Genomic DNA, 19518 nt, shown 5'->3' on the forward strand with positions numbered 1-19518 from the left:
CCATGTCCGAAGATGTCGAGAAAAAAGTCCATCCCCTGAAAGTCCTGCTCGGGGGCGTAGCTTTGAGCGTAGTGATGCTGCTGCTGAGCGTGTTGCTCGGCATCATCGCGGTCAATCACCTGGGGGTTTTCGACACTTGGCTGAAGTGGCGTGAGGGCAATTACCTGCCACTGCTGCTCTGGCGACTTGCCCTCTACGGTAGCATCGTCTTCGCCTGGTTGAAGCTCAAGGCGCGCCTGCCCGGAACGGGGGATGGCCAACCATCTAAAGGCGCTCAGCGGGTCGAGTTCTTGGTGCTCCTGCTGTTCGTGATCATCGAAATCTCGAAGGCGCCAATCACCTGGTCGGAGGTGCTATGACGCTCTATACAAACGACTACCTGGAGTATTACCTCACTCTGGTAGGGTGGATCATCAACAACGGGATCTGGGACATGATCTCCGACACGGGGCTGTTCGCTCTGCCGTTCATCATCATCGTGGCCCGTGAGTGGATCAAGGTACGAGGAGAAGGTGCCGACGAAGGCAACAAAGGTGTGCTGTCCCTGGCTCGCATTGAAACCCAGCTGTACGTCGGATACGTGGTCGTTTCACTGTGTGCTGTGCCAGCCATCTCCGTGGGGTTTGACACTCTGCAGTTCGATCAGGCGCGAGGGAAGCAGTGCCAAGTGCTGACGCCGGCGCCCTCGGAGACAGGCTGGAACACTACCTTCAGCTCGTTGGCCGGCAAGAGCGCGAAGGTGCCGGTGTGGTGGGCGCTCGTACACGCGCTGTCCAAGGGCTTGAATAGCGGTGCTGTTGCAGCAATCCCCTGCGGTACGGATCTCAGGCAAATGCGCATGGAGGTCGACGCGATGAGGATCGGCAATCCCCTGCTCGCGCAAGAGGTGGCAGACTTCACCCACGATTGCTTCGGTCCTTCCCGCGCGCGCCTGTTCATGCGTCAGCCCGACATTGGGTCGATCGCCAAAGACCAGAAGGCCCTGCAGGACCTGAACTGGATCGGGTCCCACTACTTGCTGAATACCGCTGGTTACTACGACACGGACTACTCCAGAACACCACGTACATCCTGGCCGTATGACACGAAACGAGATGATGGCATGCCTCAGGTGACCGGGGGTGGTGGGTACCCCACCTGCAAGCAGTGGTGGTCAGATGGGAGCATCGGCCTACGGGACCGACTGAAAGCCCAGGTCGATCCAAGCCTGCTGAACCAGTTCCTCGGATGGGCAAAGTGGCTGTCCCAGGAGGAAGTAACCGACTCGATGATTCGCCAGCTCGTGTCGCCATCCAGCCAGGTCAACGGCGACGTCTACACCGACTATGGCGGACAGATCGACGGAACCGTCTGGAATGGCCTTGCTCGTGCAGGGGGAACACTGGGGGTCGCCGTAGGCTCGCTGGCCTTCTTCCCGGCTATGGATATGGTGCGCCAAGCCTTACCGATGGTAGTGGCCTTCCTCAAGATGGCCATGGTAATCAGCATTCCACTGGTACTGATAATCGGCGCGTATCAATTGAAAGTTGCCATGACCATGTCAGTAACAATGTTTGCTTTAATATTTGTAGACTTCTGGTTTCAACTGGCAAGATGGGTCGACAGCACAATCATCGACGTTTTGTATGGTTCGGGCTCGCCGCACTTATCCTTTGACCCAGTGATGGGCTTAAACACCACAACTCAAGACGCGATTCTTAACTTCGTAATGGGTTCGATGTTCATCATTCTCCCAACGTTCTGGGTAGTTGCTCTCGGCTGGGCAGGAGTTCAAACGGGGAACATTATCGGAGGACTTACCAACGGAACGAAAGACATTCAACAGGCTGGGGGGCAAGGGGCAAGTGTTGCTAAGGACGCTATAAAATCTGCCTCAACATAGATGGATATGGCCAGAAACCTGGCCATAACCTATGACTACATTAGTCCTTAAAGTGCATGTTGTAATCAGGGTGCTCGTGCTCACCATAGAAAGGTGCTCTGTACGAATCATCGTCGGATCCGCGAACATGAGCGTCCTCCTTCAACATGCCTGAAAGCAAGCTGGACTTCCCGGTTGACAAAGCCCAGAGCAACAGTCCAATACAACCAAAGGTCAATAGCGAACCAATAATGGCGCTCAACGAGTTCGTTAAGATGAGAGCCAGTGTGCCGAAAACCACCAGTCTTTTGCCCCAACGAATGAGAGTGTTCTTGTCGAAGAGGCAGAAGCGTGCCACTGCACCAAAGGCCCGGCCCAAGCGGAAGGCAATCGATCGTTTGGCTGCTGAGGTCATGTTCCATCTCCTTGCTCTGTGAGAGCACCTTGCCATCAGATATACGACACCTTTGGCATTTCCGCAAGAGGTATGGCATAAAACGCCATCACCACTCATCAGGTTCACATCCATGGCCACCCACAATGTCGTCGTTCCAAAGCCGATGGAGCAGTCCATTGATGATCTAGTCAACACTGGTCGGTACCAGAACTTCAGCGAAGTCGTGCGTGCAGGCATCCGGATGCTGCTTGAGCATGAAGCAGCTGAGGCAGCCAGGCTCGAAGCACTGCGGAACGCAACATCAGTAGGCATCATGCAGGTCGAAGCAGGCCAGTACGATGAAATCGATCCGTCCAATCTGGCAGCCTACCTGGACAATCTTGGAAGACTAGCGGGCGATAAAGCATGAGTAGGGTCATGGTTCGCATGTCACCCCAGGCATGCATCGACATCGCCGATACACTTCGCTTCACTGAGGTGAGGCTCGGTCAGTCCGTCAGGAATCGGTATCAAGACTTGCTGCAGGAGACGCTCCTCGCCCTAGCTGAACAGCCGACGCCGGTAGACAGCAAAATGCGTGATGAGCTTTCCCCGGGCCTTCGCAGCCTGCATCTGTCATTCAACGTGCTGCAGATGACTGACGGCCGTGTGATTAGACCTCGACATATCGTGTTCTACCGAACTGGGACAGATCAAATCGTTGAGATACTACGAGTCCTCCACGATGCTATGGAGGTCGCGCAGAATTTGAAGCACCTGCATCAGCAGTAAAGGGTAAATGGCTCAACAGCAAATGGGCTTGAATGGATAATGGAATGGATCACAAGGGTAAAAGCCCTACCCGAAAGGGCGGACGTAGTCCGATAAAAGGAAACGCTAGGAGCTTAATATGCAAGCAACTTGGTGGGAAAAAACAGTCGAGTACGGTTTCATCCTTAGACTCAACGCAGCCGGCCGATTAGATTTCGCAGCGCCGATTGCAGGCCGACATGAGCGTTCATCAGGCGATGGCATTTTCGGAAAAGATAAAAAACTGGTACTTGTAGAGTTCAAGAGAGACAAATCAGAGATCGCAGCAGAGAAAACAATCTTCACGGACTACGACGCAGCTGCAAACCAGTTGAACCATTACAACCATCATTGGATTGTATATGGAGGCCTAACCAATGAGCAAAAATTAGGACTCGGGAACCAGAAATATTTTGACCCGAATGCTCGGTCCGCCGACCTGGCTGATATTCTTTCCATGGGCATAACTCACCCTGAGTTTATGAACTACCTTGAACAACTACAATATTACAGGAGTGCAGATGGGCGCGGCGGAGGTGGTCACGTCTCACCCGAAAGCATGTTAACGGTTCTAGGTGTTTCGCCGTCGGGAAAACTTGTTGGCAGCCTCAGCCTTGAACAATATAAGCATGAACTGAAACCTGCTCCACCTGCTCCACGTAACTCCCCTAACTCAAGTCCATCATTGAGTGCGGATTCCACGCCATCCGGCCACCCAGTCCGCTCTCATCTGGCCAGGCATTCCACGGCCATCTGGCCACCTGTTCCACGGCCATCCGGCCGGGCAGTCGGAGCGCAGCGACGCAGGGGGGGCATTGTTAGTCTGAGGTGCCCGGTGTCGTCAATTTCTTCGTCTGTTTGCGCATCGACTCACCCTTGAGGTTGATCCGATAAGCGTTGTGCACCAGGCGGTCGAGGATGGCGTCGGCCAGAGTCGGATCACCGATCAGTTCGTGCCAGTTGTCCACTGGCATTTGGCTGGTCACGATGGTCGAGCGCTGGCCGTAGCGGTCGTCCAGTAGCTCCAGCATGTCGCGGCGCTGTTCCGCGTTGAACGGGGCCAGACCCCAGTCATCAAGGATCAGCAGGTCGGTCTTGGCATAGCCGCTCATCAGCTTGGCGAAGCGCCCGTCGCCGTGGGCTAGGCCCAACTCTTCCAACAGGCGCGGCAAGCGCAGGTAACGCACGCTGTAACCCTCTCGGCAGGCCTGGTGGGCCAGGGCGCAGGCCAGCCAGGTCTTACCGACGCCAGTCGGGCCGTTGATAATCAGGTTGAGTCCGTCGCGTAACCACTGACCGCTGCTCAGCTGGAGGATCAGCGCCTTGTCGAGTCCGCGCGGGCTGCGGTAGTCGATGTCTTCGAGGCAGGCGTTGTGCTTGAGCCGGGCCTGACGCAGGCGGCTGCTGAGGCGCTTGTCGTCGCGCTCGGTCAGTTCGCGGTCGACCAACAGGCCGAGGCGTTCCACGAAGCTCAGGCTGTCGATGTCGGGGGTTTTCAGTTGCTCGGCGAGTGCCTTGAGCATGCCGGTCAGGCGCAGGGTCTGGAGCTTGTCCAAGGTCGGATGGGGCAGCATGGTGGGATTCCTTGTGTTCAGTGGTAGTAGCCGGGGCCGCGCAGGTTGGCGTGGTCGTCCGGCAGCAGGGGCAGGTGCTGCTGGGCCAGCGGCAGGTTTTCCAGCCCCTGGCGCAGGATCGATTCGAGGCTCTTGTAGCTGCACGCGCCGAGGCTGAGGGCGCGTCGGCAGGCCAGCTCCAAGCGCACTTCGCCATGGGTCTTGCCCAGGCGCAGGATGCCCAGGCAGGCCCGGTAGCCTTGGGTTGGGTGGATGCGCCGTTCGAGGATGTGGCTGATCACGCCGGCGGTGTGCGGCCCGGTCTGCTCGGCCCAGCGGATCAACCGTTGCGGCGTCCACTCGGCATGCTCGCGATGGCTCTTGGGCATGTGCTCGGTCTGTGTGCTATGCCGGCCCTTGTGTGGCGAGCGCAGGTGGCTGGCCACCCGCTGGTTGGCGTGGAAGCACTCGACGGTGCGCGCCGTCAGCCGTACTTCCAGCTGTTTCTTCACCAACTGGTAGGGCACTGAGTAGTAATGCCCATCGACCTCGACGTGATAGTCGATATGCACGCGCGCCTTCTTCCACTCGGCATAGACGTAGGGCTGCTCCGGCAGTGGGCTCAGCGCTGGACGATCCAGGGCTTCGAAGGCCGAGTGCCGGGAGCCCGGCAGCTTGCGAAACGGTCGTCGGTTGAGCCGCTCCAGCAATAAGGCGATGGCGCTGTTGAGTTCGTCCAGGGAGAAGAACTGGCGGTTCCTCAGCGCGGCGAGGATCCAGCGCTCGACCACCTGCACGCCGACCTCAGCCTTAGCCTTGTCGCGCGGCTTACGCGCCCGCGCCGGCACCACCGCCACGCCATAGTGCTCGGCCAGATCGCGGTAGCTCGGGTTGATGTCCGGCTCGTAGCGATGGCTCTTACTCACCGCGCTTCGCAGGTTGTCCGGCACCACGATTTCCGGCACGCCGCCGAGAAAGGCGAAGCAGCGGACATGGGAGCCCAGCCAGTCCGGTAACTGCTGCGACCAAGTGGCTTCGGCGAAGGTGTAGCTGGACGCGCCAAGCACCGCGACGAACACCTGCGCCTGGCGGATCTCGCCGCTGTGGCGGTCGATCACCGGCACCGTCTGCCCGGCGTAGTCGACAAACAGCTTCTCACCGACGCGATGCTCCTGGCGCATCACCACGTCCAGCTTGCCCTGCCAGGCTCGGTAGTGCTCGCAGAACCAGCTGTACTGAAAGCCTTTCGGCTGGCTCAGGCGATACTCCTGCCAGAGCAGCGCCAAGGTCACGCCCGGCCGGCGTAGCTCGGCATGCACCCAAGACCAATCGGGCAATGGCCGTTGCTCGCTGGGCACCGCAGGGGGCGGTGGGAACAGTTGCTGCTCCAGCTCGGAATCGGACAACGAACAGGGCCAGGCTAGACCGCTGGCGGCAAAGCGGTTGAGGTAATCGCCGACAGTGACACGACCGATCTGCACGCTGACGGCAATCTGGCGAGCCGATAGCCCGACCTCGAACTTGAGACGAAGTACTTCGCGAATCTTACGCATGGATAAACGCTCCACGACGACCTCTCTGCTTCGAAAAAGAGGTCGATGGTAGTGAAGAAATCCTGCGTTACTGCCTGCCCGGTTGAGTGGCCGGATGACCGTGGAATCAGTGGTCGGATACGCGTGGAATGGGTGGCCGGATCACCGTGGAATCGGTGGTCAGATGCTTATGGAATGGGTGGCCAGATGACCGTGGAATCCGCACATTGAGACCACGCGGCATGTAGTGATGGCGCATTGCCACGAATTCTAGAACCTCTCAGATACCCTTTTCCGTTGATGCCATCTTGGCATTAGGAGAAAAGCCCGCTCCATGCACACCCATGGAGCACCCTATGCACCTCCTATCATGGTTAGGCCGCCGTTCGGCCAAACCAACGCCAGAAGCCTCACCGCATGGCTTCCATCTGCCGGCGAAGGCTACTGCTCTGCTGCAGAGCCCCCTCCGCCAGCAGCTCCTGGAGAATATCTGGCGTCGGGCTTCGCTCTCACGAGCTCAGTTCAACACCCTCTACCTCAAGCCGCTCGAGCGCTACGCAGAGCTGGTGCAGCTGCTCCCTGCCTCTGAAAACCATCACCATGCCCACCTTGGGGGCCTCCTGGACCATGGCCTGGAGATCATGGCTTACGCCCTCAAGATCCGTCAGACACACCTTCTGCCGATCGGAGCACCACCGGAATCGCAGTCGGCCCAAGCTGAGGCATGGACCGCAGCCGCAGCGTACGGCGCGTTGCTGCACGACTTGGGAAAGATCGCTGTTGACCTCCGCGTGGAGCTCGAGGATGGCAGAACGTGGCACCCCTGGCATGGACCGATCAGCCGTCCCTACCGGTTCAAGTACGTCAAAGGCAGGGAGTACCAACTACACGGTGCTGCTTCAGCCCTGGTGTATATGCAGGTCCTGGACAGCGGGATTCTCGACTGGCTCAGTGGTTTTCCTGAACTATGGAGGCAGCTGATCTACCTCCTCGCAGGTCAATACGAGCACGCCGGCATCCTCGGCGAAATTGTGGTCCAGGCAGACAAAGCTTCCGTTGCCCAGCAACTGGGAGGAAATCCAGAGCGAGCGCTGACAGCCCCCAAACAATCACTGCAGCGGCAACTCGCCGACGGCCTGCGTTTCCTGGTGCGGGAGAAACTCAAGCTCAATCACCAGGACGGACCTGCAGATGGCTGGCTGACACAGGATGCGCTTTGGCTGGTGAGTAAGCCTGCAGCAGATCAACTCCGGGCATACATGCTGACCCAGGGTATTGAGGGAGTGCCAACCTCCAATGCCCCGTTCTTCAACATGCTGCAGGACCAGGCAATCATCCAGACCAACGCGCAGGATAAAGCGATCTGGAAAGCCACCATCGATAATGGCCGCGGCTGGAAGAATAGCTTCACCTTCTTGAAGATCTCGCCGGCACTCGTATGGCCCAATCCAGACGATCGCCCTCCCCAGTACGCCGGCACCCTCACCCTGGAGCAGGAACCGGAAGCAGTCACGCAGCCGAGTACGAGTGAAGAAACAGTTTGCGCGGTACCGGAACAACCCATCGACACCAGTGACGACACACCTCAACCGCCGGCGCGGCCCCGAGCGCTGGTACAGCCAGCTCCAAGCCAAGGAATCCAATCATCTGAGCGTGAAGAACTACTGTCACTGTATAGTAATATCACTGCGCCATCAGAAGAGCTAAGTGCTAGCCAAGGCTCAGCAGCCGCCACCCCTCCCCATCAAGGACTAGAGGAGGTAGGGCGGGCTGACGATTCTCTAGCAGCCATAGCAAGGAATGCTGCACAAAAAGATGTAACCACAATGCCTACGAGTAGTTCGTTGGGAGGGGCTTTCATCGCTTGGGTAAAAGCAGGTGCCGCCTCCCATAAATTGATCATCAATGACACCAAGGCCCTGATTCACACCGTCGACGACACAGCCATGCTCGTCACGCCAGGGATCTTCAAGCGATATGTGCTGGAGCACCCGGAGCTTGAGAAGATCGTCGGTAAACCTGGAACAGCGGCCTGGCAGCATGTTCAACGCGCCTTTGAGAAAGAGAAGAGCCACCAGAAGACCAGCAAGCAGCTGAACATCTGGACCTACGATGTAATAGGTCCAAGGAAGACCACGCAGTTGAGGGGCTACCTGCTTCTTGATCCGAAGCTGATATTCCCCGAGCAGCCCATGAATAACCCAAGCTTGAGACGGGTGACGGAAGGGGCCGCCGAATGACGCCCGAGAATCTGCTCCGGGAATATCTAGTCGATCACGACCTCCGGCCGGCCAGTGCGAAAATCTACGGCGCGGCAATGAAGAAGCTGGAAAAGAACTTCGGCAAAGCTGTCGATGTGGAGTCTATCGATCGACGTGGCGTTCTCGCGTTGAGGAACAAGCTGATTGACGAAGGTCTATCGAAGCGCAGTTGGAACACCTACTCCAATCACCTCCGAACCATATGGGGGTATGGCATCGAGTACGGGATTCTTCCCAACACCGATGTGAACCCATTCAAGAAGACGACGGTAATTGCACCGAAGCGGCCGAGCAAAATCATTGACGGCGAAGCGATCCTCCGTGCGCGGCGCTGGCTCAGAAGCCTGGCTGACCAAGAGGAATCGACTGGCAGCCGCGCCAGGATCACGCCAGGGTGGTTCTGGCTCGCTACGTTCGAAATCTTCTACTACACGGGCATCCGGCTGAACGCACTGCTGTGCATTCGGCTTCGGGATGTCGACTGGGACCGCCAACTCATCCTAGTACGAGGCGAAACAGAGAAGACCCACCGGGAATTCCGGATCCCGATTATGGATGGTCTTGCGCCTCATATGCGTCGGTTGTTGGATGAAGCCGCTCGAGCTGGCTTCGCCGCCGAAGACCAACTCTTCAACGTCAATCGCTTCTCCCGCTATTACAAGCGGCATGAAATGAACTCCGACCAAGTCGAGGCGATGTACAAGAAGTTGATCGTCAAGCTCGGGGTTCGGATGACTCCGCACCGGTTCAGGCACACGCTTGCAACCGATCTGATGAAGCAGCCAGAAAGAAACATCCACCTCACCAAGAACCTGCTGAACCATTCGAACATCGCCACCACGATGAGCTACATCGAGGCCGACTATGACCACATGCGAGACGTGTTGCACGAGCGGAGCATGCAGCAGGGAGCATTACGTCTTGTACGGCGGGTGGATGACAGTGCTGCACCAAACTCGCGACCAGGTGAAGGCGAACAACGCATAGAGCCTGGCCGACGAAGAGCGATCGAACAAGATCATCAAGGAGGTGGCGACCCTGCACCAGGACATCTGCTGATTGAGTTCAAGCAGATCTGTGCCAGTGCTTTGCTACCGCCCGAAGATCTCTTTCAACCCAGCCTTCTATTCAGCCTGATGGCATCGACGACAGGGTCTACACCCTTTGCTCGATCTCATTCGGCTGACGCAGGCACGGTCTACAACGCACGTGCCTCCCCGAAGCTATGAGTCGACGAATGGCAATCAGCCACTACATCGATAGCTGATCAAGGGCAGATAGGGCAGAACTGTCCCAGGTCTCTGGTGCTAGGAAACTGGCGCCATGCCTTTGGCTGCGCGGGTTTTGGGGGCCACTCGAGGCGAGTTTTCGCGGAGCTGAGTAGCCCGCGAATCCGCTAAGTCATTGAGTTTTTTGGGCCAGAAACGAAAAAGCCCGCCATAAGCGGCGGGCTATTCCATATTGACATCACGCCGAAGCGAGCCTAAGGTTCGCTCCAGACGGCTGCAAGACTAGAAACTGGCTGGCAAGCCCCCCTTCCTAGTACATCACGAACCGCTGTGAATAGTGGTGGGTCGTGTAGGATTCGAACCTACGACCAATTGGTTAAAAGCCAACTGCTCTACCAACTGAGCTAACGACCCGTTGGATGGCGCGTATAATACTGATTTCTAACGGGAAATCAATACCCTCTGATCAGTTCAAGCGTAGCGCGTCGGGTCGTCGACACCGGCAGCCCTGAAGCCATCGGCACGCAGGCGGCAACTGTCGCACTTGCCGCAGGCACGCCCTTCATCGTCGGCCTGGTAGCAGGAAACAGTCAGGCTATAGTCCACGCCGCGGGCCATACCGGCCTGCACGATTTGCGCCTTGCTCATGTTCTGCAGCGGCGCCTGGATCCGGAAGCCCTGCCCTTCGACCCCGGCCTTGGTCGCCAGGTTGGCCATGCGCTCGAACGCTTCGACGAACTCAGGGCGGCAATCCGGGTAGCCGGAGTAGTCCACGGCGTTCACGCCAATGAAGATATCACGCGCCTCCAGCACTTCAGCCCAACCCAGCGCCAGCGACAGGAACACGGTATTGCGCGCTGGCACATAGGTCACCGGAATACCTTCACCGGGGGTTTCCGGCACGTCGATGCTGCTGTCGGTCAAGGCCGAACCACCAATACCGTCCAGGTTCAAGCCAATGACCTTGTGCTCGACCACGCCCAAGTCGCGGGCCACGCGGGCGGCGGCGTTCAGCTCGGCGCGATGGCGCTGGCCGTAATCGAAGCTCATGGTATAGCAGCTGTAGCCGTCGGCCTTGGCCATGGCGACCACCGTGGCCGAGTCCAGGCCACCGGACAACAGGATGACTGCGCGTTTTTCTGTCATGTGTATTTACTCCTCAATCAACGCCCGGGTTCGTCGTTCCACAGCAGCTTGTGCAACTGCAGCTGGAAGCGCACGGGCAGGTTGTCGGCGACGATCCAGTCTGCCAGGTCGCTGGCGCTCACCTGATGATGGCTGGGTGAAAACAGCACTTCACCGGCACGCTCGGCCAGGTTGTATTGGATCAGCTTGGAAACTGCCCAGTCGTAATCCTCGCGGGAACAGATGACGAACTTGACCTGGTCGTTGCGGGTCAGCTGGTCGATGTTCGAATAGAGGTTACGATGCGACTCTTCGGAACCTGGGGTCTTCAGGTCTACCACACGACTGACCCGGGTGTCGGTGCCGGCGATATCCAACGCGCCACTGGTCTCCAGCGACACCTCGTAGCCCGCATCGCACAGCCGCTGCAGCAGCGGCAGCGCATTCGGTTGGGCCAGCGGTTCGCCACCGGTGACACACACGTAGCGCGGCCTGAAGCCGGCCACTTGCTCAAGGATCGAATCGAGGGTACGAACGGTACCGCCACTGAATGCGTAGGCACTGTCGCAGTACTGGCAGCGCAGGGGGCAACCGGTGAGCCGCACGAATACCGTGGGCAGCCCAGCCGTTCGTGTTTCACCCTGCAAAGAGTAAAAGACTTCGGTGATGCGTAATGTGTCTTGCATGCTCGCCACGGGCGTGACAGCTAAACAGGCTGCCCGCCTCCGTCAGGCACTGCCGCGGACTCGACATCGCGTTATCCGCAGCAGCGTGTTTACGAAAAAAGGGCCGTGATTCTAACGAAAAAACCCGCGACTGGCGCGGGTTTATTTCAAACGCTACTGCAAAGGGCCTTAGAGCTTTTGCAGGTCACGCTGTGCCAGTTGCGCGGCAGAGGTGCCGGGATACTGGGTGATGACCTGTTGCAGGATGCTCTTGACCTTGTCGGTGTGGCCCATGCGGCGCTCGACGTCGGCCAGTTTGTAAAGCGAGTCTGGCACCTTGCTGTGCTTGGGGTACTTTTGGCTGACCTGGGCAAACGCCTGGCTGGCGCCTTGCAAGTCACCCTTGGCCAGGTTCACCTCACCCAACCAGTACTGGGCATTGCCGGCGTACTGGCTGTTCGGGTATTTGCGCAGGAAGGCGGTGAACGCCTGGCTGGCCTTGTCGAAGTCTTTTTGCTTGATCAGGTCGAAAGCTGCATCGTAGTAGAGCTTCTCTTTCGCCGGATCACCGGGCTCGCTACTGGCGGCCGGTTGTTGCGCAGCAGCACCGGCTGCTGCACCGGAGGCGGCATTGGATGCACCACCGGAGGAATTGTCAGGGGTTGCGGCAGGTGCAGCACCACTGTTGATGCGACGGTCCAAATCCTGGTACCGCTCCAGGTTTTCCTGCTTCATGCGCGACACATCGTTTTGCAGCTCTTCGATGATGCCTTGCTGGCGGGAAAGCTGGTCCTGCATCTGTTGCAGCTGCATGAACAGCTGGCCCTGTGCAGAGGCAGGGGCCGAAGCCCCCGACCCGGCATAGGCGCCGCTCGTGCCATAACCCGCGGGCGGATAACTGCCTGCGTTGTCATCTACTACAGGGACCTCAGCCCAGGCCGCGAGCGGCAGGCTGAGTGCGAGGACGGTTACTACACGGCGGCACATACGCATAAGAACTTACTTACGCAGTTCTACGCGACGGTTCTGAGCCCAGGACTGCTCGTCGTTGCCGGTAGCAACTGGACGCTCTTCGCCGTAGGAAACCACTTCCAGCTGAGCAGGGGAAACACCCTGCAGAACCAGGTAGCGCTGAACGGCTTTCGCACGACGCTCACCCAGAGCCATGTTGTACTCGCGGGTGCCGCGCTCGTCGGTGTTACCTTCCAGAACAACGCGGTTGCCGTTGGCTTTCAGGTCCTTGGCGTGAACGTCCAGAGCGCGCATGGCTTCTGGCTTCAGGTCCGAGCTGTCGTATTCGAAGTAGAAGGTGGTGATTGCGCGCAGGGCGGCTTCTTCGCTCAGGGAGCCGTCGACAGCGCCAGTGTTGGCACCGTAGCCAGCGTTAGGATCTACAGCAGCGCCTTCGCCTGCGTTGTCACCGCCCTTCGAGGAGCAACCTACAGCTACGGCCATGGCCAGAGCCAGCGCAGCAAATTTACCAAACTTCAGCATTTCCATCGTGAAACTCCTAATGAAACCCCAGTGTGTTAAGCAAAACGTATTACGCCGCAATCAGTTCAGGTAAGGGGACCAGGACGGTTCTCTGACTTCGCCTTGAGCGGTAGGAAGTGGGAGCCTCACGCGGCCATTAAGCGACACGAGCATCAAGACTCCCCGGCCCTGCTGGCGGGTGGCGTAGATTAGCATGGTGCCGTTTGGCGCAACAGTGGGAGACTCATCAAGACTTGTTTCCGAGAGAATCTTTACACTTCCGCGCTGCAAGTCCTGTGCCGCCACTTTGAAGTTGGTAAAGCCCTGTTGGCGATGAATCATCACCAGGGTTTTCTCGTCTGCCGAAAGTTTCGGGTTGGCGTTGTAGTTACCCACGAAGGTTACGCGCTCGGCACCACCCCCACTGACCGACTGTTTATAGATCTGCGGTTTGCCGCCCCGGTCGGAGGTGAAGTAAATGGTGTTGCCGTCTTTACCCCAGAACGGCTCGGTGTTGATACCAGGGCCGGCGGTTACGCGGCTGATCTGGCGAGAGGCCATGTTCATCACGTAGATGTCCGGGTTGCCGTCCTTGGACAGCACGAAGGCCAGGCGCGAACCGTCAGGCGACCAGGCTGGCGCGCCGTTCAGGCCCTCGAAGTTGGTCACCTGTTCGCGGCGGCCGGTATCGATGTTCTGCACGAAGATGCGCGGGCGCTTCTGTTCGAACGATACGTAGGCAATACGCTTGCCATCCGGTGCGAACCGCGGCGACAGGATAGGCTCGCGCGATTGCAGCAGGGTGACCGCACGTGCACCGTCGTAGTCCGAGCGCTGCAGGGTGTAGCGGGTATTGTTGGTGGAGAAGCGCTCGGCAGTCACGTACAGCATGCGGGTCGAGAACGCACCCTTGATGCCGGTGAGCTTCTCGAACGACTGGTCTGCAATGTAGTGCGCCATGTCGCGCAACTGGTCGGTGCTGCCCGCCACGCTACCGGTCAGCACTTGCTGCTCGGTGGCGACGTTGAACAGCGCGTACTGCACCTGCAGGCGACCACCCGACGGCACGATGCTACCGACCATCACATACTGGGCGCCCAGGGCTTTCCAGTCACGGAAAATCACTTCGCTGGCCTGCGACGGCTGGCTGATCATGTTCTGCCGCGGAATCGGTGAATAGTAGCCAGAGTTGCGCAGGTCGTTGCCGATGATGTCGGCAATGTCTTCAGGCAACACGCTACCGCCCTGCATACCGAACGGTACTACCGCGATGGGCGTGGCCCGGTCGCTGCCGCTGGTGACCAGGATGTTCTTTTCCTCTGCCACCGCCAAGCCTGCCACGCAGCAGAGCAAGACCAGCAGTCCTCTCAGACGTTTAATCACAACGCTAGATCCTCAGGTGTAAATGTCATCTTGAACGAACGATAACGGTTGAAATCGCTCGGCTTCATACCCTGCATCTCGGTCAAACGACCAATGTTCTTGACCGCAGCCACCGCCGAACTGTCGAACGGGCCGTCACCACTGGAACGGACCACGCTGACACTGGTAACGGTACCGTCCGGCAACATGCTTACCTGCAGGGTCACCGTCATGCCCTTGCGCGCGGAAGGCGGACGCGCCCAACCCTCGGCCGCGCGCATGCGGATCAGGTCGTCGAAATCGCCGGCCACCTGGTCACCTTGCTCGTCAGCCAGGGCCTGCTGCCGCTCGGTGGTATCGGACAACAGCTCGGCCAGGGCCTGGGCTTTCTTGTCTTCTGCCGCCTTGCGAGCCGCTTCCTGTGCCTTTTTCTTCTGGGCGTCTGCAGCGGCCTTCTTCTTGGCCTCTTCAGCTGCCTTTTTCTTCGCGTCCTCGGCCGCCGCTTTCTTCTTGGCGTCCTCGGCTGCTTTCTTCTTGGCCTCTTCGGCTGCCTTTTTCTTGGCGTCCTCGGCGGCTTGTTTCTTCGCCTCTTCAGCGGCCGCTTTCTTGGCCTCTTCTTCGGCTTTTTTCTTCGCTTCGTCCTCGGCCTTCTTCTTGGCGATGTCAGCCTGTTGCTTCTCGGCGGCTTTCTTCGCCTCCTCGGCCTTCTTGGCTTCGGCGGCTTGCTTGGCCTTGGCGGCTTCGGCGGCCTTGGCCGCGTCCTCGGCTTTTTTCGCTTCGGCGGCTTCGCGAGCCTCTTCGGCCTTTTGAGCGGCGTCGGCTTTCTTTTGTTCCGCAGCCTTGATGGCCTCCTGCTCGACCTTCTTCTGCTCCAGCTGCTCGACTTCAGTCTGACGCGACGCGGTTTTCTTCGCTTCCCCGGCAATCTTCTGGTTGGTCTGGGTGGTCGCCTGGCTCTTGGACTTGAGCTGGTACAGGGTAGCCTGGACGATTGGCTTGGAAGGCGGCAGCTCAGGCGTCATGGCAAAACTGACGAACAGCAAGCCGAACACCAGCACATGCAGACCGATGGCCCAGACACTGGGCCAGAAGTAGCTTTCCGAGGCGGATGGCTCTCGCTGTTGCATCAGGGCGCCTCGGTAATCAGGCCAACGTTACCGACACCGGCCTTCTGCAACCCGCCCATGGCACCCATGACCGCGCCATAGTCGACCGCCTTGTCACCCCGAATGAATACCTGGGTCTGCTTGCCCTGGTCACGGCCGGCGGCAATGATCTTGGTCACGGCATCGGTCATGGCCGGCAGGGTCATGGCCTTGTCCATCTGCTTGTCGGTATCGACTTCGCTGCCGAGGTTCCAGTAATAGGTCTTGTCGGCCTTGATGGAGATGGTGAGGATCTGGACGTTGTTGTCCTGCGGCAAGGCTTCGCTGGAAACCTTGGGCAGGTCTACCTTCACGCCCTGGTTGAGCATGGGCGCCGTCACCATGAAGATGACCAGCAGCACCAGCATCACATCGATGTAGGGCACCACGTTCATCTCGGCGACGGGCTTGCGTTTGTGGCGAACTCGGGCCATGGGCTTCTACCTGATTACTCTTCGCTGGTGTGCACTTTACGGTGCAGGATCGCCTGGAACTCGTCGGCGAAGGTGTAGTAACGGCCGATCAGCACTTCGCTGCGCGCGGCAAAACGGTTGTAGGCAATGACCGCCGGAATTGCCGCGAACAGGCCGATGGCCGTAGCCACCAGGGCTTCGGCGATACCCGGGGCAACGGTGGCCAGGGTCGCTTGCTGGGCGCTGGCCAGGCCGCGGAAGGAGTTCATGATGCCCCATACGGTACCGAACAGGCCGATGTACGGGCTGGTGGAACCGACGGTGGCCAGGAACGGCAGGCTCTGCTCGAGCTTTTCTTCTTCGCGCGAGATGGCCACGCGCATGGCACGGCCCACGCCTTCCATGACAGCATCCGGGTCTACACCCGGCTGCTGGCGCAGGCGCGAGAACTCTTTGAAGCCGGCACGGAATACTTGCTCCACGCCGGAATCCGGGTCTGGGTTGCTGCCTGCCTGACGGTACAGCTTGGACAGGTCGATGCCCGACCAGAAGCGCTCTTCGAAGGCATCCAGCGCACGACGACCGGCGCGCAGCATGGCGCTGCGCTGGAAGATCATGATCCATGAGGTGACCGAGGCGGCCACCAGGGTCAGCATTACCAGCTGAACCACCACGCTGGCATTGCTGACCAGACTCCACATGGAGGTATGGTCGACGACGTTAGCTTCCACGCTTATTCTCCTGCGTTCGATTGATTACCCGAGCCGTCCGCCGCAAAAGCGTCGCGCAGCTGGGGGGGTATGGCTCGGGGTTTGAAAGTGTCAGCACGCACTGCGGCCACCAGGAACTGCCCCTCGCAGAGCAGCGTTTCATCGTTTTCGCGCCAAACCTGCTGGACGAAACGCAGGCTGGCGCGATTGAGTTCAAGTACTTGCGCGGTGACCCGCAGTTGGTCGTCCAGCCGCGCCGGCGCGTGGTAGCGCGCTTCGCTGGAATGGACCACGAACAGCAGATTGTCTTCGGCCAGTTGCGACTGGGAGAACCCCAGGTGCCGCAGGCGTTCGGTGCGCGCGCGCTCCATGAATTTCAGGTAGTTGACGTAATACACCACGCCACCGGCATCGGTATCCTCGTAATAGACGCGACAACGGTGTACGAACGGTTCCAGGCCATTTTGCGCGCGCATACTCTAGTGCTTACTCCTCGGCTTGCCAATCCGCTGTGGCAACTGTTTTTTCGTCATTAATGTCTTATTGCCAGCAACCATTCGGCGTGCCTGCGGTAGGACCACGAAAAGTCGGTTTCGATCTGTCATTCATCGCCCGGCTCCGAATAATTTGCGCCCTCCCCCAGGCGCCCTGGAATATTCAGGCCGAAGTGCAGGTAGGCATGCCGTGTGACGACGCGGCCACGCGGCGTGCGCATGATGTAACCCTGCTGAATCAGGTAGGGCTCGAGTACGTCTTCGATGGTATGGCGCTCTTCGCTGATGGCCGCCGCCAGGTTGTCGACGCCCACCGGGCCACCATCGAACTTCTCGATCATGGTCAGCAACAGGCGACGGTCGGAATGATCAAAACCGCGCTCGTCGACGTCCAGCAGGTTCAACGCCATGTCAGCCACGGCCTTGGTGATCTGGCCCTTGCCGCGCACCTCGGCGTAGTCACGCACGCGGCGCAGCAGGCGGTTGGCGATTCGTGGCGTGCCACGGGCACGGCGGGCAATTTCGTAGGCACCCAGGTCCTCGATGGCCAGGCCAAGAATATTGGCCGAGCGGCTGACGATGGTGGCCAGGTCCTTGTCGCTATAGAACTCCAGGCGCTGGACGATGCCGAAGCGGTCACGTAGCGGGTTGGTGAGCATCCCGGCACGGGTAGTTGCACCGACGAGGGTGAACGGCGGCAGGTCGAGCTTGATCGAACGGGCCGCTGGCCCTTCGCCGATCATGATGTCGAGCTGGAAGTCTTCCATGGCCGGGTACAGCACCTCTTCGACAACCGGCGACAACCGGTGGATCTCGTCGATGAACAGCACGTCGTGCGGTTCGAGGTTGGTCAGCATGGCCGCCAGATCGCCCGGGCGCTCCAGAATCGGCCCAGAGGTGCTCTTCACCGAAACGCCCATTTCATGGGCGATGATGTTGGCCAGGGTGGTCTTGCCCAAGCCTGGGGGGCCGAAGATCAGCGTGTGGTCGAGCGACTCGCTGCGCCCGCGAGCAGCCTGGATGAACAACGACATCTGCTCGCGCACCACCGGCTGACCGATGTACTCGCTCAGGATCAGCGGCCGGATCGCACGGTCCTGGACTTCTTCACGGTCGCGGCCACTGGCGGCGATCAGGCGGTCGGCTTCGATCACTTGGCAATCATCCCTTTCAGGCTGCGGCGGATCAGTTCTTCACTGCTCAAGCCGGCCTTGTCCTTGATCGCGGCAATCGCCTTGCTGGCTTCCTGCGGCTTGTAGCCCAGCGAGACCAGGGCACTGATTGCATCGGCCTCGGCGCTTGATGCGCTGGCGGCCGGCAACGGCCCATCCGACACCAGGGTAAACATGGCCGGCGAGGTTTCCCAGGCCTTGAAGCGGTCCTTGAGTTCGACCAGCAGGCGTTCGGCGGTTTTCTTGCCGACCCCCGGCACGCGTACCAGGGCCGAAGTATCCTGGGCCTGCACGCAACGTACCAGCTCGTCGACCTCCAGCCCGGACATCAACGCCAGGGCCAGCTTGGGCCCTACGCCGTTCAGGCGGATCAACTCGCGGAACAGCTCGCGCTCGCGCTTTTCGGCAAAACCATAGAGCAGGTGGGCGTCTTCGCGCACCACCAGATGGGTATGCACAGTGACGGTTTCGCCCACTTTGGGCAGACGGTACAGCGTGGTCATGGGCACTTCGAGCTCGTAGCCCACGCCATTGACGTCGATAATCAGGTGCGGCGGCTGTTTTTCCGCCAGGGTGCCGCGCAAACGTCCAATCACGTTCCGATCCTTCCTCTCGGGGAGCCGGTCAACGACCGCTCAACCCTATCAGCAAATGCGGCGGGTGAATGCTTCACCCGGACAAATTTTGTATCTGCGCATGAAGCGCTCAAAGACGCAAGCGCCCGCCACGTCGGCGTGCGGTGGCCAGGCCATGGGGCACCAGGCTGGAACGGGTATGGGCATGGCACAGGGCAATGGCCAGCGCATCGGAGGCATCGATCTGCGGCTTTTGCGTCAGTTTCAGCAGGTGCATGACCATCATCATCACCTGTTCCTTATTGGCCCCACCGGTGCCGGCCACGGCTTGCTTGACCTGAGTGGCGCTGTATTCAGCGATTTCCAGGCCGGCTTCGGCAGCGGCAACGATAGCAGCGCCGCGCGCCTGGCCGAGCTTCAGCGCCGAGTCGGCGTTGCGGGCCATGAACACCCGCTCGATGCCCATGGTTACCGGGCCGTGCTGGGTGATGATTTCACTGACACCACGAAAAACGATCTGCAGCCGCTCGTGCAGCTCGCCGCTGCCGGTGCGGATACAACCCGACGCCACGTAATCGCAACCACGGGCGGTCTGGCGGACGACGCCGTAGCCGGTGATTCGCGAGCCGGGGTCGATACCTAGAATCAGAGTCATAGTGCCTGTCGTAAAAAACTAACGTTGCAAGACCATAGGGGCCGCTGCGCGGCCCATCGCCGGCAAGCCAGCTCCCACAGGTACAGCACAAGCTTCAAGAAAAGCGC

At 59.3% G+C, this 19518-nt stretch carries 22 protein-coding genes and 1 tRNA gene; 7 read left to right on the forward strand and 16 right to left on the reverse strand.

The window, feature by feature from the left end; all coding sequences use genetic code 11:
- Window positions 1-2 precede the first annotated feature (2 nt).
- Both AACG97_RS21345 and AACG97_RS21350 read left to right on the forward strand, forming a co-directional pair.
- Window positions 3-359: a hypothetical protein gene (locus tag AACG97_RS21345; RefSeq protein WP_103463348.1), complete on the forward strand. Its 357-nt coding sequence runs from the start codon at window positions 3-5 to the stop codon at window positions 357-359.
- The gene (locus AACG97_RS21350) at window positions 356-1882 is read left to right on the forward strand and encodes a conjugal transfer protein TraG N-terminal domain-containing protein (protein WP_103463349.1); all 1527 of its coding nucleotides are present in this window, start codon (window positions 356-358) and stop codon (window positions 1880-1882) included. Before AACG97_RS21345 ends, AACG97_RS21350 begins: the two co-directional genes overlap by 4 nt.
- Window positions 1883-1922: 40 nt before the next feature.
- Here the strand turns inward: AACG97_RS21350 and AACG97_RS21355 are convergent, their stop codons facing one another.
- Window positions 1923-2276 (reverse strand): hypothetical protein, encoded by a 354-nt coding sequence (locus AACG97_RS21355; protein ID WP_103463350.1) that lies wholly within the window; start codon window positions 2274-2276, stop codon window positions 1923-1925.
- Window positions 2277-2388: 112 nt separating this feature from the next.
- Here AACG97_RS21355 and AACG97_RS21360 point away from each other — a divergent pair, with 112 nt between their 5' ends.
- The 3 genes from AACG97_RS21360 to AACG97_RS21370 all read left to right on the forward strand — a co-directional run bounded on the left by AACG97_RS21360 (window position 2389) and on the right by AACG97_RS21370 (window position 3927).
- The gene (locus tag AACG97_RS21360; protein ID WP_009402065.1) at window positions 2389-2667 is read left to right on the forward strand and encodes a type II toxin-antitoxin system ParD family antitoxin; all 279 of its coding nucleotides are present in this window, start codon (window positions 2389-2391) and stop codon (window positions 2665-2667) included.
- A gap of 8 nt (window positions 2668-2675) precedes the next feature.
- The gene (locus AACG97_RS21365; protein ID WP_103463351.1) at window positions 2676-3029 is read left to right on the forward strand and encodes a type II toxin-antitoxin system RelE/ParE family toxin; all 354 of its coding nucleotides are present in this window, start codon (window positions 2676-2678) and stop codon (window positions 3027-3029) included.
- A gap of 118 nt (window positions 3030-3147) precedes the next feature.
- Window positions 3148-3927 carry a hypothetical protein gene (locus tag AACG97_RS21370; RefSeq protein WP_338464045.1) on the forward strand — a complete coding sequence of 260 codons (780 nt, stop codon included), beginning with the start codon at window positions 3148-3150 and terminating at the stop codon, window positions 3925-3927.
- On the opposite strand, the gene istB is transcribed toward AACG97_RS21370, so the two are convergent.
- Both istB and istA read right to left on the reverse strand, forming a co-directional pair.
- On the reverse strand, window positions 3866-4621 hold the full coding sequence (gene istB, locus AACG97_RS21375; RefSeq protein ID WP_046622600.1) for an IS21-like element ISPpu23 family helper ATPase IstB: 756 nt from the start codon (window positions 4619-4621) through the stop codon (window positions 3866-3868). The two genes, AACG97_RS21370 and istB, sit on opposite strands and share 62 nt — an antisense overlap.
- A gap of 17 nt (window positions 4622-4638) precedes the next feature.
- A complete protein-coding gene (gene istA, locus AACG97_RS21380) occupies window positions 4639-6153 on the reverse strand; it encodes an IS21-like element ISPpu23 family transposase (RefSeq protein ID WP_058167704.1) in 1515 nt (504 codons plus the stop codon).
- A gap of 335 nt (window positions 6154-6488) precedes the next feature.
- On the opposite strand from istA, the gene mobH reads away from it, so the two are divergent.
- Together mobH and AACG97_RS21390 are read left to right on the forward strand one after the other, a co-directional pair.
- Window positions 6489-8372: a MobH family relaxase gene (mobH, locus tag AACG97_RS21385; RefSeq protein WP_232555120.1), complete on the forward strand. Its 1884-nt coding sequence runs from the start codon at window positions 6489-6491 to the stop codon at window positions 8370-8372.
- Window positions 8369-9622 carry a site-specific integrase gene (locus AACG97_RS21390; protein ID WP_103463353.1) on the forward strand — a complete coding sequence of 418 codons (1254 nt, stop codon included), beginning with the start codon at window positions 8369-8371 and terminating at the stop codon, window positions 9620-9622. Before mobH ends, AACG97_RS21390 begins: the two co-directional genes overlap by 4 nt.
- A 338-nt stretch (window positions 9623-9960) precedes the next feature.
- Here AACG97_RS21390 and AACG97_RS21395 read toward each other — a convergent pair.
- The 13 genes from AACG97_RS21395 to ruvC form a co-directional block, all read right to left on the reverse strand.
- Window positions 9961-10036 (reverse strand) — tRNA-Lys (locus AACG97_RS21395).
- A 57-nt stretch (window positions 10037-10093) separates the two neighbouring features.
- Window positions 10094-10768 carry a 7-cyano-7-deazaguanine synthase QueC gene (gene queC, locus AACG97_RS21400; RefSeq protein WP_009684061.1) on the reverse strand — a complete coding sequence of 225 codons (675 nt, stop codon included), beginning with the start codon at window positions 10766-10768 and terminating at the stop codon, window positions 10094-10096.
- A gap of 17 nt (window positions 10769-10785) precedes the next feature.
- Window positions 10786-11433, reverse strand: a complete 648-nt coding sequence (queE, locus tag AACG97_RS21405; RefSeq protein WP_009684060.1) for a 7-carboxy-7-deazaguanine synthase QueE — start codon at window positions 11431-11433, stop codon at window positions 10786-10788.
- 168 nt (window positions 11434-11601) lie between these two features.
- Entirely contained in the window at window positions 11602-12405 is an 804-nt protein-coding gene (gene ybgF, locus AACG97_RS21410; protein WP_029887417.1) for a tol-pal system protein YbgF, read from the reverse strand.
- A 6-nt stretch (window positions 12406-12411) separates the two neighbouring features.
- Entirely contained in the window at window positions 12412-12912 is a 501-nt protein-coding gene (gene pal / locus AACG97_RS21415; protein ID WP_029887416.1) for a peptidoglycan-associated lipoprotein Pal, read from the reverse strand.
- Between the two features lie 54 nt (window positions 12913-12966).
- Window positions 12967-14268, reverse strand: a complete 1302-nt coding sequence (gene tolB, locus AACG97_RS21420; RefSeq protein ID WP_009684057.1) for a Tol-Pal system beta propeller repeat protein TolB — start codon at window positions 14266-14268, stop codon at window positions 12967-12969.
- Window positions 14265-15374 (reverse strand): cell envelope integrity protein TolA, encoded by a 1110-nt coding sequence (gene tolA, locus AACG97_RS21425; protein WP_047149754.1) that lies wholly within the window; start codon window positions 15372-15374, stop codon window positions 14265-14267. The genes tolB and tolA overlap by 4 nt, the downstream gene beginning before the upstream one ends.
- The gene (gene tolR / locus AACG97_RS21430; RefSeq protein ID WP_003254760.1) at window positions 15374-15826 is read right to left on the reverse strand and encodes a protein TolR; all 453 of its coding nucleotides are present in this window, start codon (window positions 15824-15826) and stop codon (window positions 15374-15376) included. Before tolR ends, tolA begins: the two co-directional genes overlap by 1 nt.
- A gap of 14 nt (window positions 15827-15840) precedes the next feature.
- The gene (gene tolQ, locus AACG97_RS21435; RefSeq protein ID WP_009684054.1) at window positions 15841-16536 is read right to left on the reverse strand and encodes a protein TolQ; all 696 of its coding nucleotides are present in this window, start codon (window positions 16534-16536) and stop codon (window positions 15841-15843) included.
- Window positions 16537-16538: 2 nt separating this feature from the next.
- On the reverse strand, window positions 16539-16991 hold the full coding sequence (gene ybgC, locus AACG97_RS21440; protein WP_009684053.1) for a tol-pal system-associated acyl-CoA thioesterase: 453 nt from the start codon (window positions 16989-16991) through the stop codon (window positions 16539-16541).
- A 125-nt stretch (window positions 16992-17116) separates the two neighbouring features.
- On the reverse strand, window positions 17117-18163 hold the full coding sequence (gene ruvB / locus AACG97_RS21445; RefSeq protein WP_009684052.1) for a Holliday junction branch migration DNA helicase RuvB: 1047 nt from the start codon (window positions 18161-18163) through the stop codon (window positions 17117-17119).
- Entirely contained in the window at window positions 18160-18777 is a 618-nt protein-coding gene (gene ruvA / locus AACG97_RS21450) for a Holliday junction branch migration protein RuvA (protein WP_009684051.1), read from the reverse strand. Before ruvA ends, ruvB begins: the two co-directional genes overlap by 4 nt.
- A gap of 109 nt (window positions 18778-18886) precedes the next feature.
- Window positions 18887-19411, reverse strand: a complete 525-nt coding sequence (gene ruvC / locus AACG97_RS21455) for a crossover junction endodeoxyribonuclease RuvC (protein WP_009684050.1) — start codon at window positions 19409-19411, stop codon at window positions 18887-18889.
- Window positions 19412-19518: the final 107 nt, after the last annotated feature.

It is taken from the genome of Pseudomonas sp. Nvir (genome assembly GCF_963778085.1).
GTDB classification, from domain to species: domain Bacteria; phylum Pseudomonadota; class Gammaproteobacteria; order Pseudomonadales; family Pseudomonadaceae; genus Aquipseudomonas; species Aquipseudomonas juntendi.

Excerpts from the sequence above, each read along its gene's own strand:
- AACG97_RS21345 (WP_103463348.1), top strand. The coding sequence starts at position 3 with ATGTCCGAAGATGTCGAGAAAAAAGTCCATCCCCTGAAAGTCCTGCTC.
- AACG97_RS21350 (WP_103463349.1), top strand. The coding sequence starts at position 356 with ATGACGCTCTATACAAACGACTACCTGGAGTATTACCTCACTCTGGTA.
- AACG97_RS21355 (WP_103463350.1), bottom strand. The coding sequence starts at position 2,276 with ATGACCTCAGCAGCCAAACGATCGATTGCCTTCCGCTTGGGCCGGGCC.
- AACG97_RS21360 (WP_009402065.1), top strand. The coding sequence starts at position 2,389 with ATGGCCACCCACAATGTCGTCGTTCCAAAGCCGATGGAGCAGTCCATT.
- AACG97_RS21365 (WP_103463351.1), top strand. The coding sequence starts at position 2,676 with ATGGTTCGCATGTCACCCCAGGCATGCATCGACATCGCCGATACACTT.
- AACG97_RS21370 (WP_338464045.1), top strand. The coding sequence starts at position 3,148 with ATGCAAGCAACTTGGTGGGAAAAAACAGTCGAGTACGGTTTCATCCTT.
- istB (WP_046622600.1), bottom strand. The coding sequence starts at position 4,621 with ATGCTGCCCCATCCGACCTTGGACAAGCTCCAGACCCTGCGCCTGACC.
- istA (WP_058167704.1), bottom strand. The coding sequence starts at position 6,153 with ATGCGTAAGATTCGCGAAGTACTTCGTCTCAAGTTCGAGGTCGGGCTA.
- mobH (WP_232555120.1), top strand. The coding sequence starts at position 6,489 with ATGCACCTCCTATCATGGTTAGGCCGCCGTTCGGCCAAACCAACGCCA.
- AACG97_RS21390 (WP_103463353.1), top strand. The coding sequence starts at position 8,369 with ATGACGCCCGAGAATCTGCTCCGGGAATATCTAGTCGATCACGACCTC.
- queC (WP_009684061.1), bottom strand. The coding sequence starts at position 10,768 with ATGACAGAAAAACGCGCAGTCATCCTGTTGTCCGGTGGCCTGGACTCG.
- queE (WP_009684060.1), bottom strand. The coding sequence starts at position 11,433 with ATGCAAGACACATTACGCATCACCGAAGTCTTTTACTCTTTGCAGGGT.
- ybgF (WP_029887417.1), bottom strand. The coding sequence starts at position 12,405 with ATGCGTATGTGCCGCCGTGTAGTAACCGTCCTCGCACTCAGCCTGCCG.
- pal (WP_029887416.1), bottom strand. The coding sequence starts at position 12,912 with ATGGAAATGCTGAAGTTTGGTAAATTTGCTGCGCTGGCTCTGGCCATG.
- tolA (WP_047149754.1), bottom strand. The coding sequence starts at position 15,374 with ATGCAACAGCGAGAGCCATCCGCCTCGGAAAGCTACTTCTGGCCCAGT.
- tolR (WP_003254760.1), bottom strand. The coding sequence starts at position 15,826 with ATGGCCCGAGTTCGCCACAAACGCAAGCCCGTCGCCGAGATGAACGTG.
- ybgC (WP_009684053.1), bottom strand. The coding sequence starts at position 16,991 with ATGCGCGCGCAAAATGGCCTGGAACCGTTCGTACACCGTTGTCGCGTC.
- ruvC (WP_009684050.1), bottom strand. The coding sequence starts at position 19,411 with ATGACTCTGATTCTAGGTATCGACCCCGGCTCGCGAATCACCGGCTAC.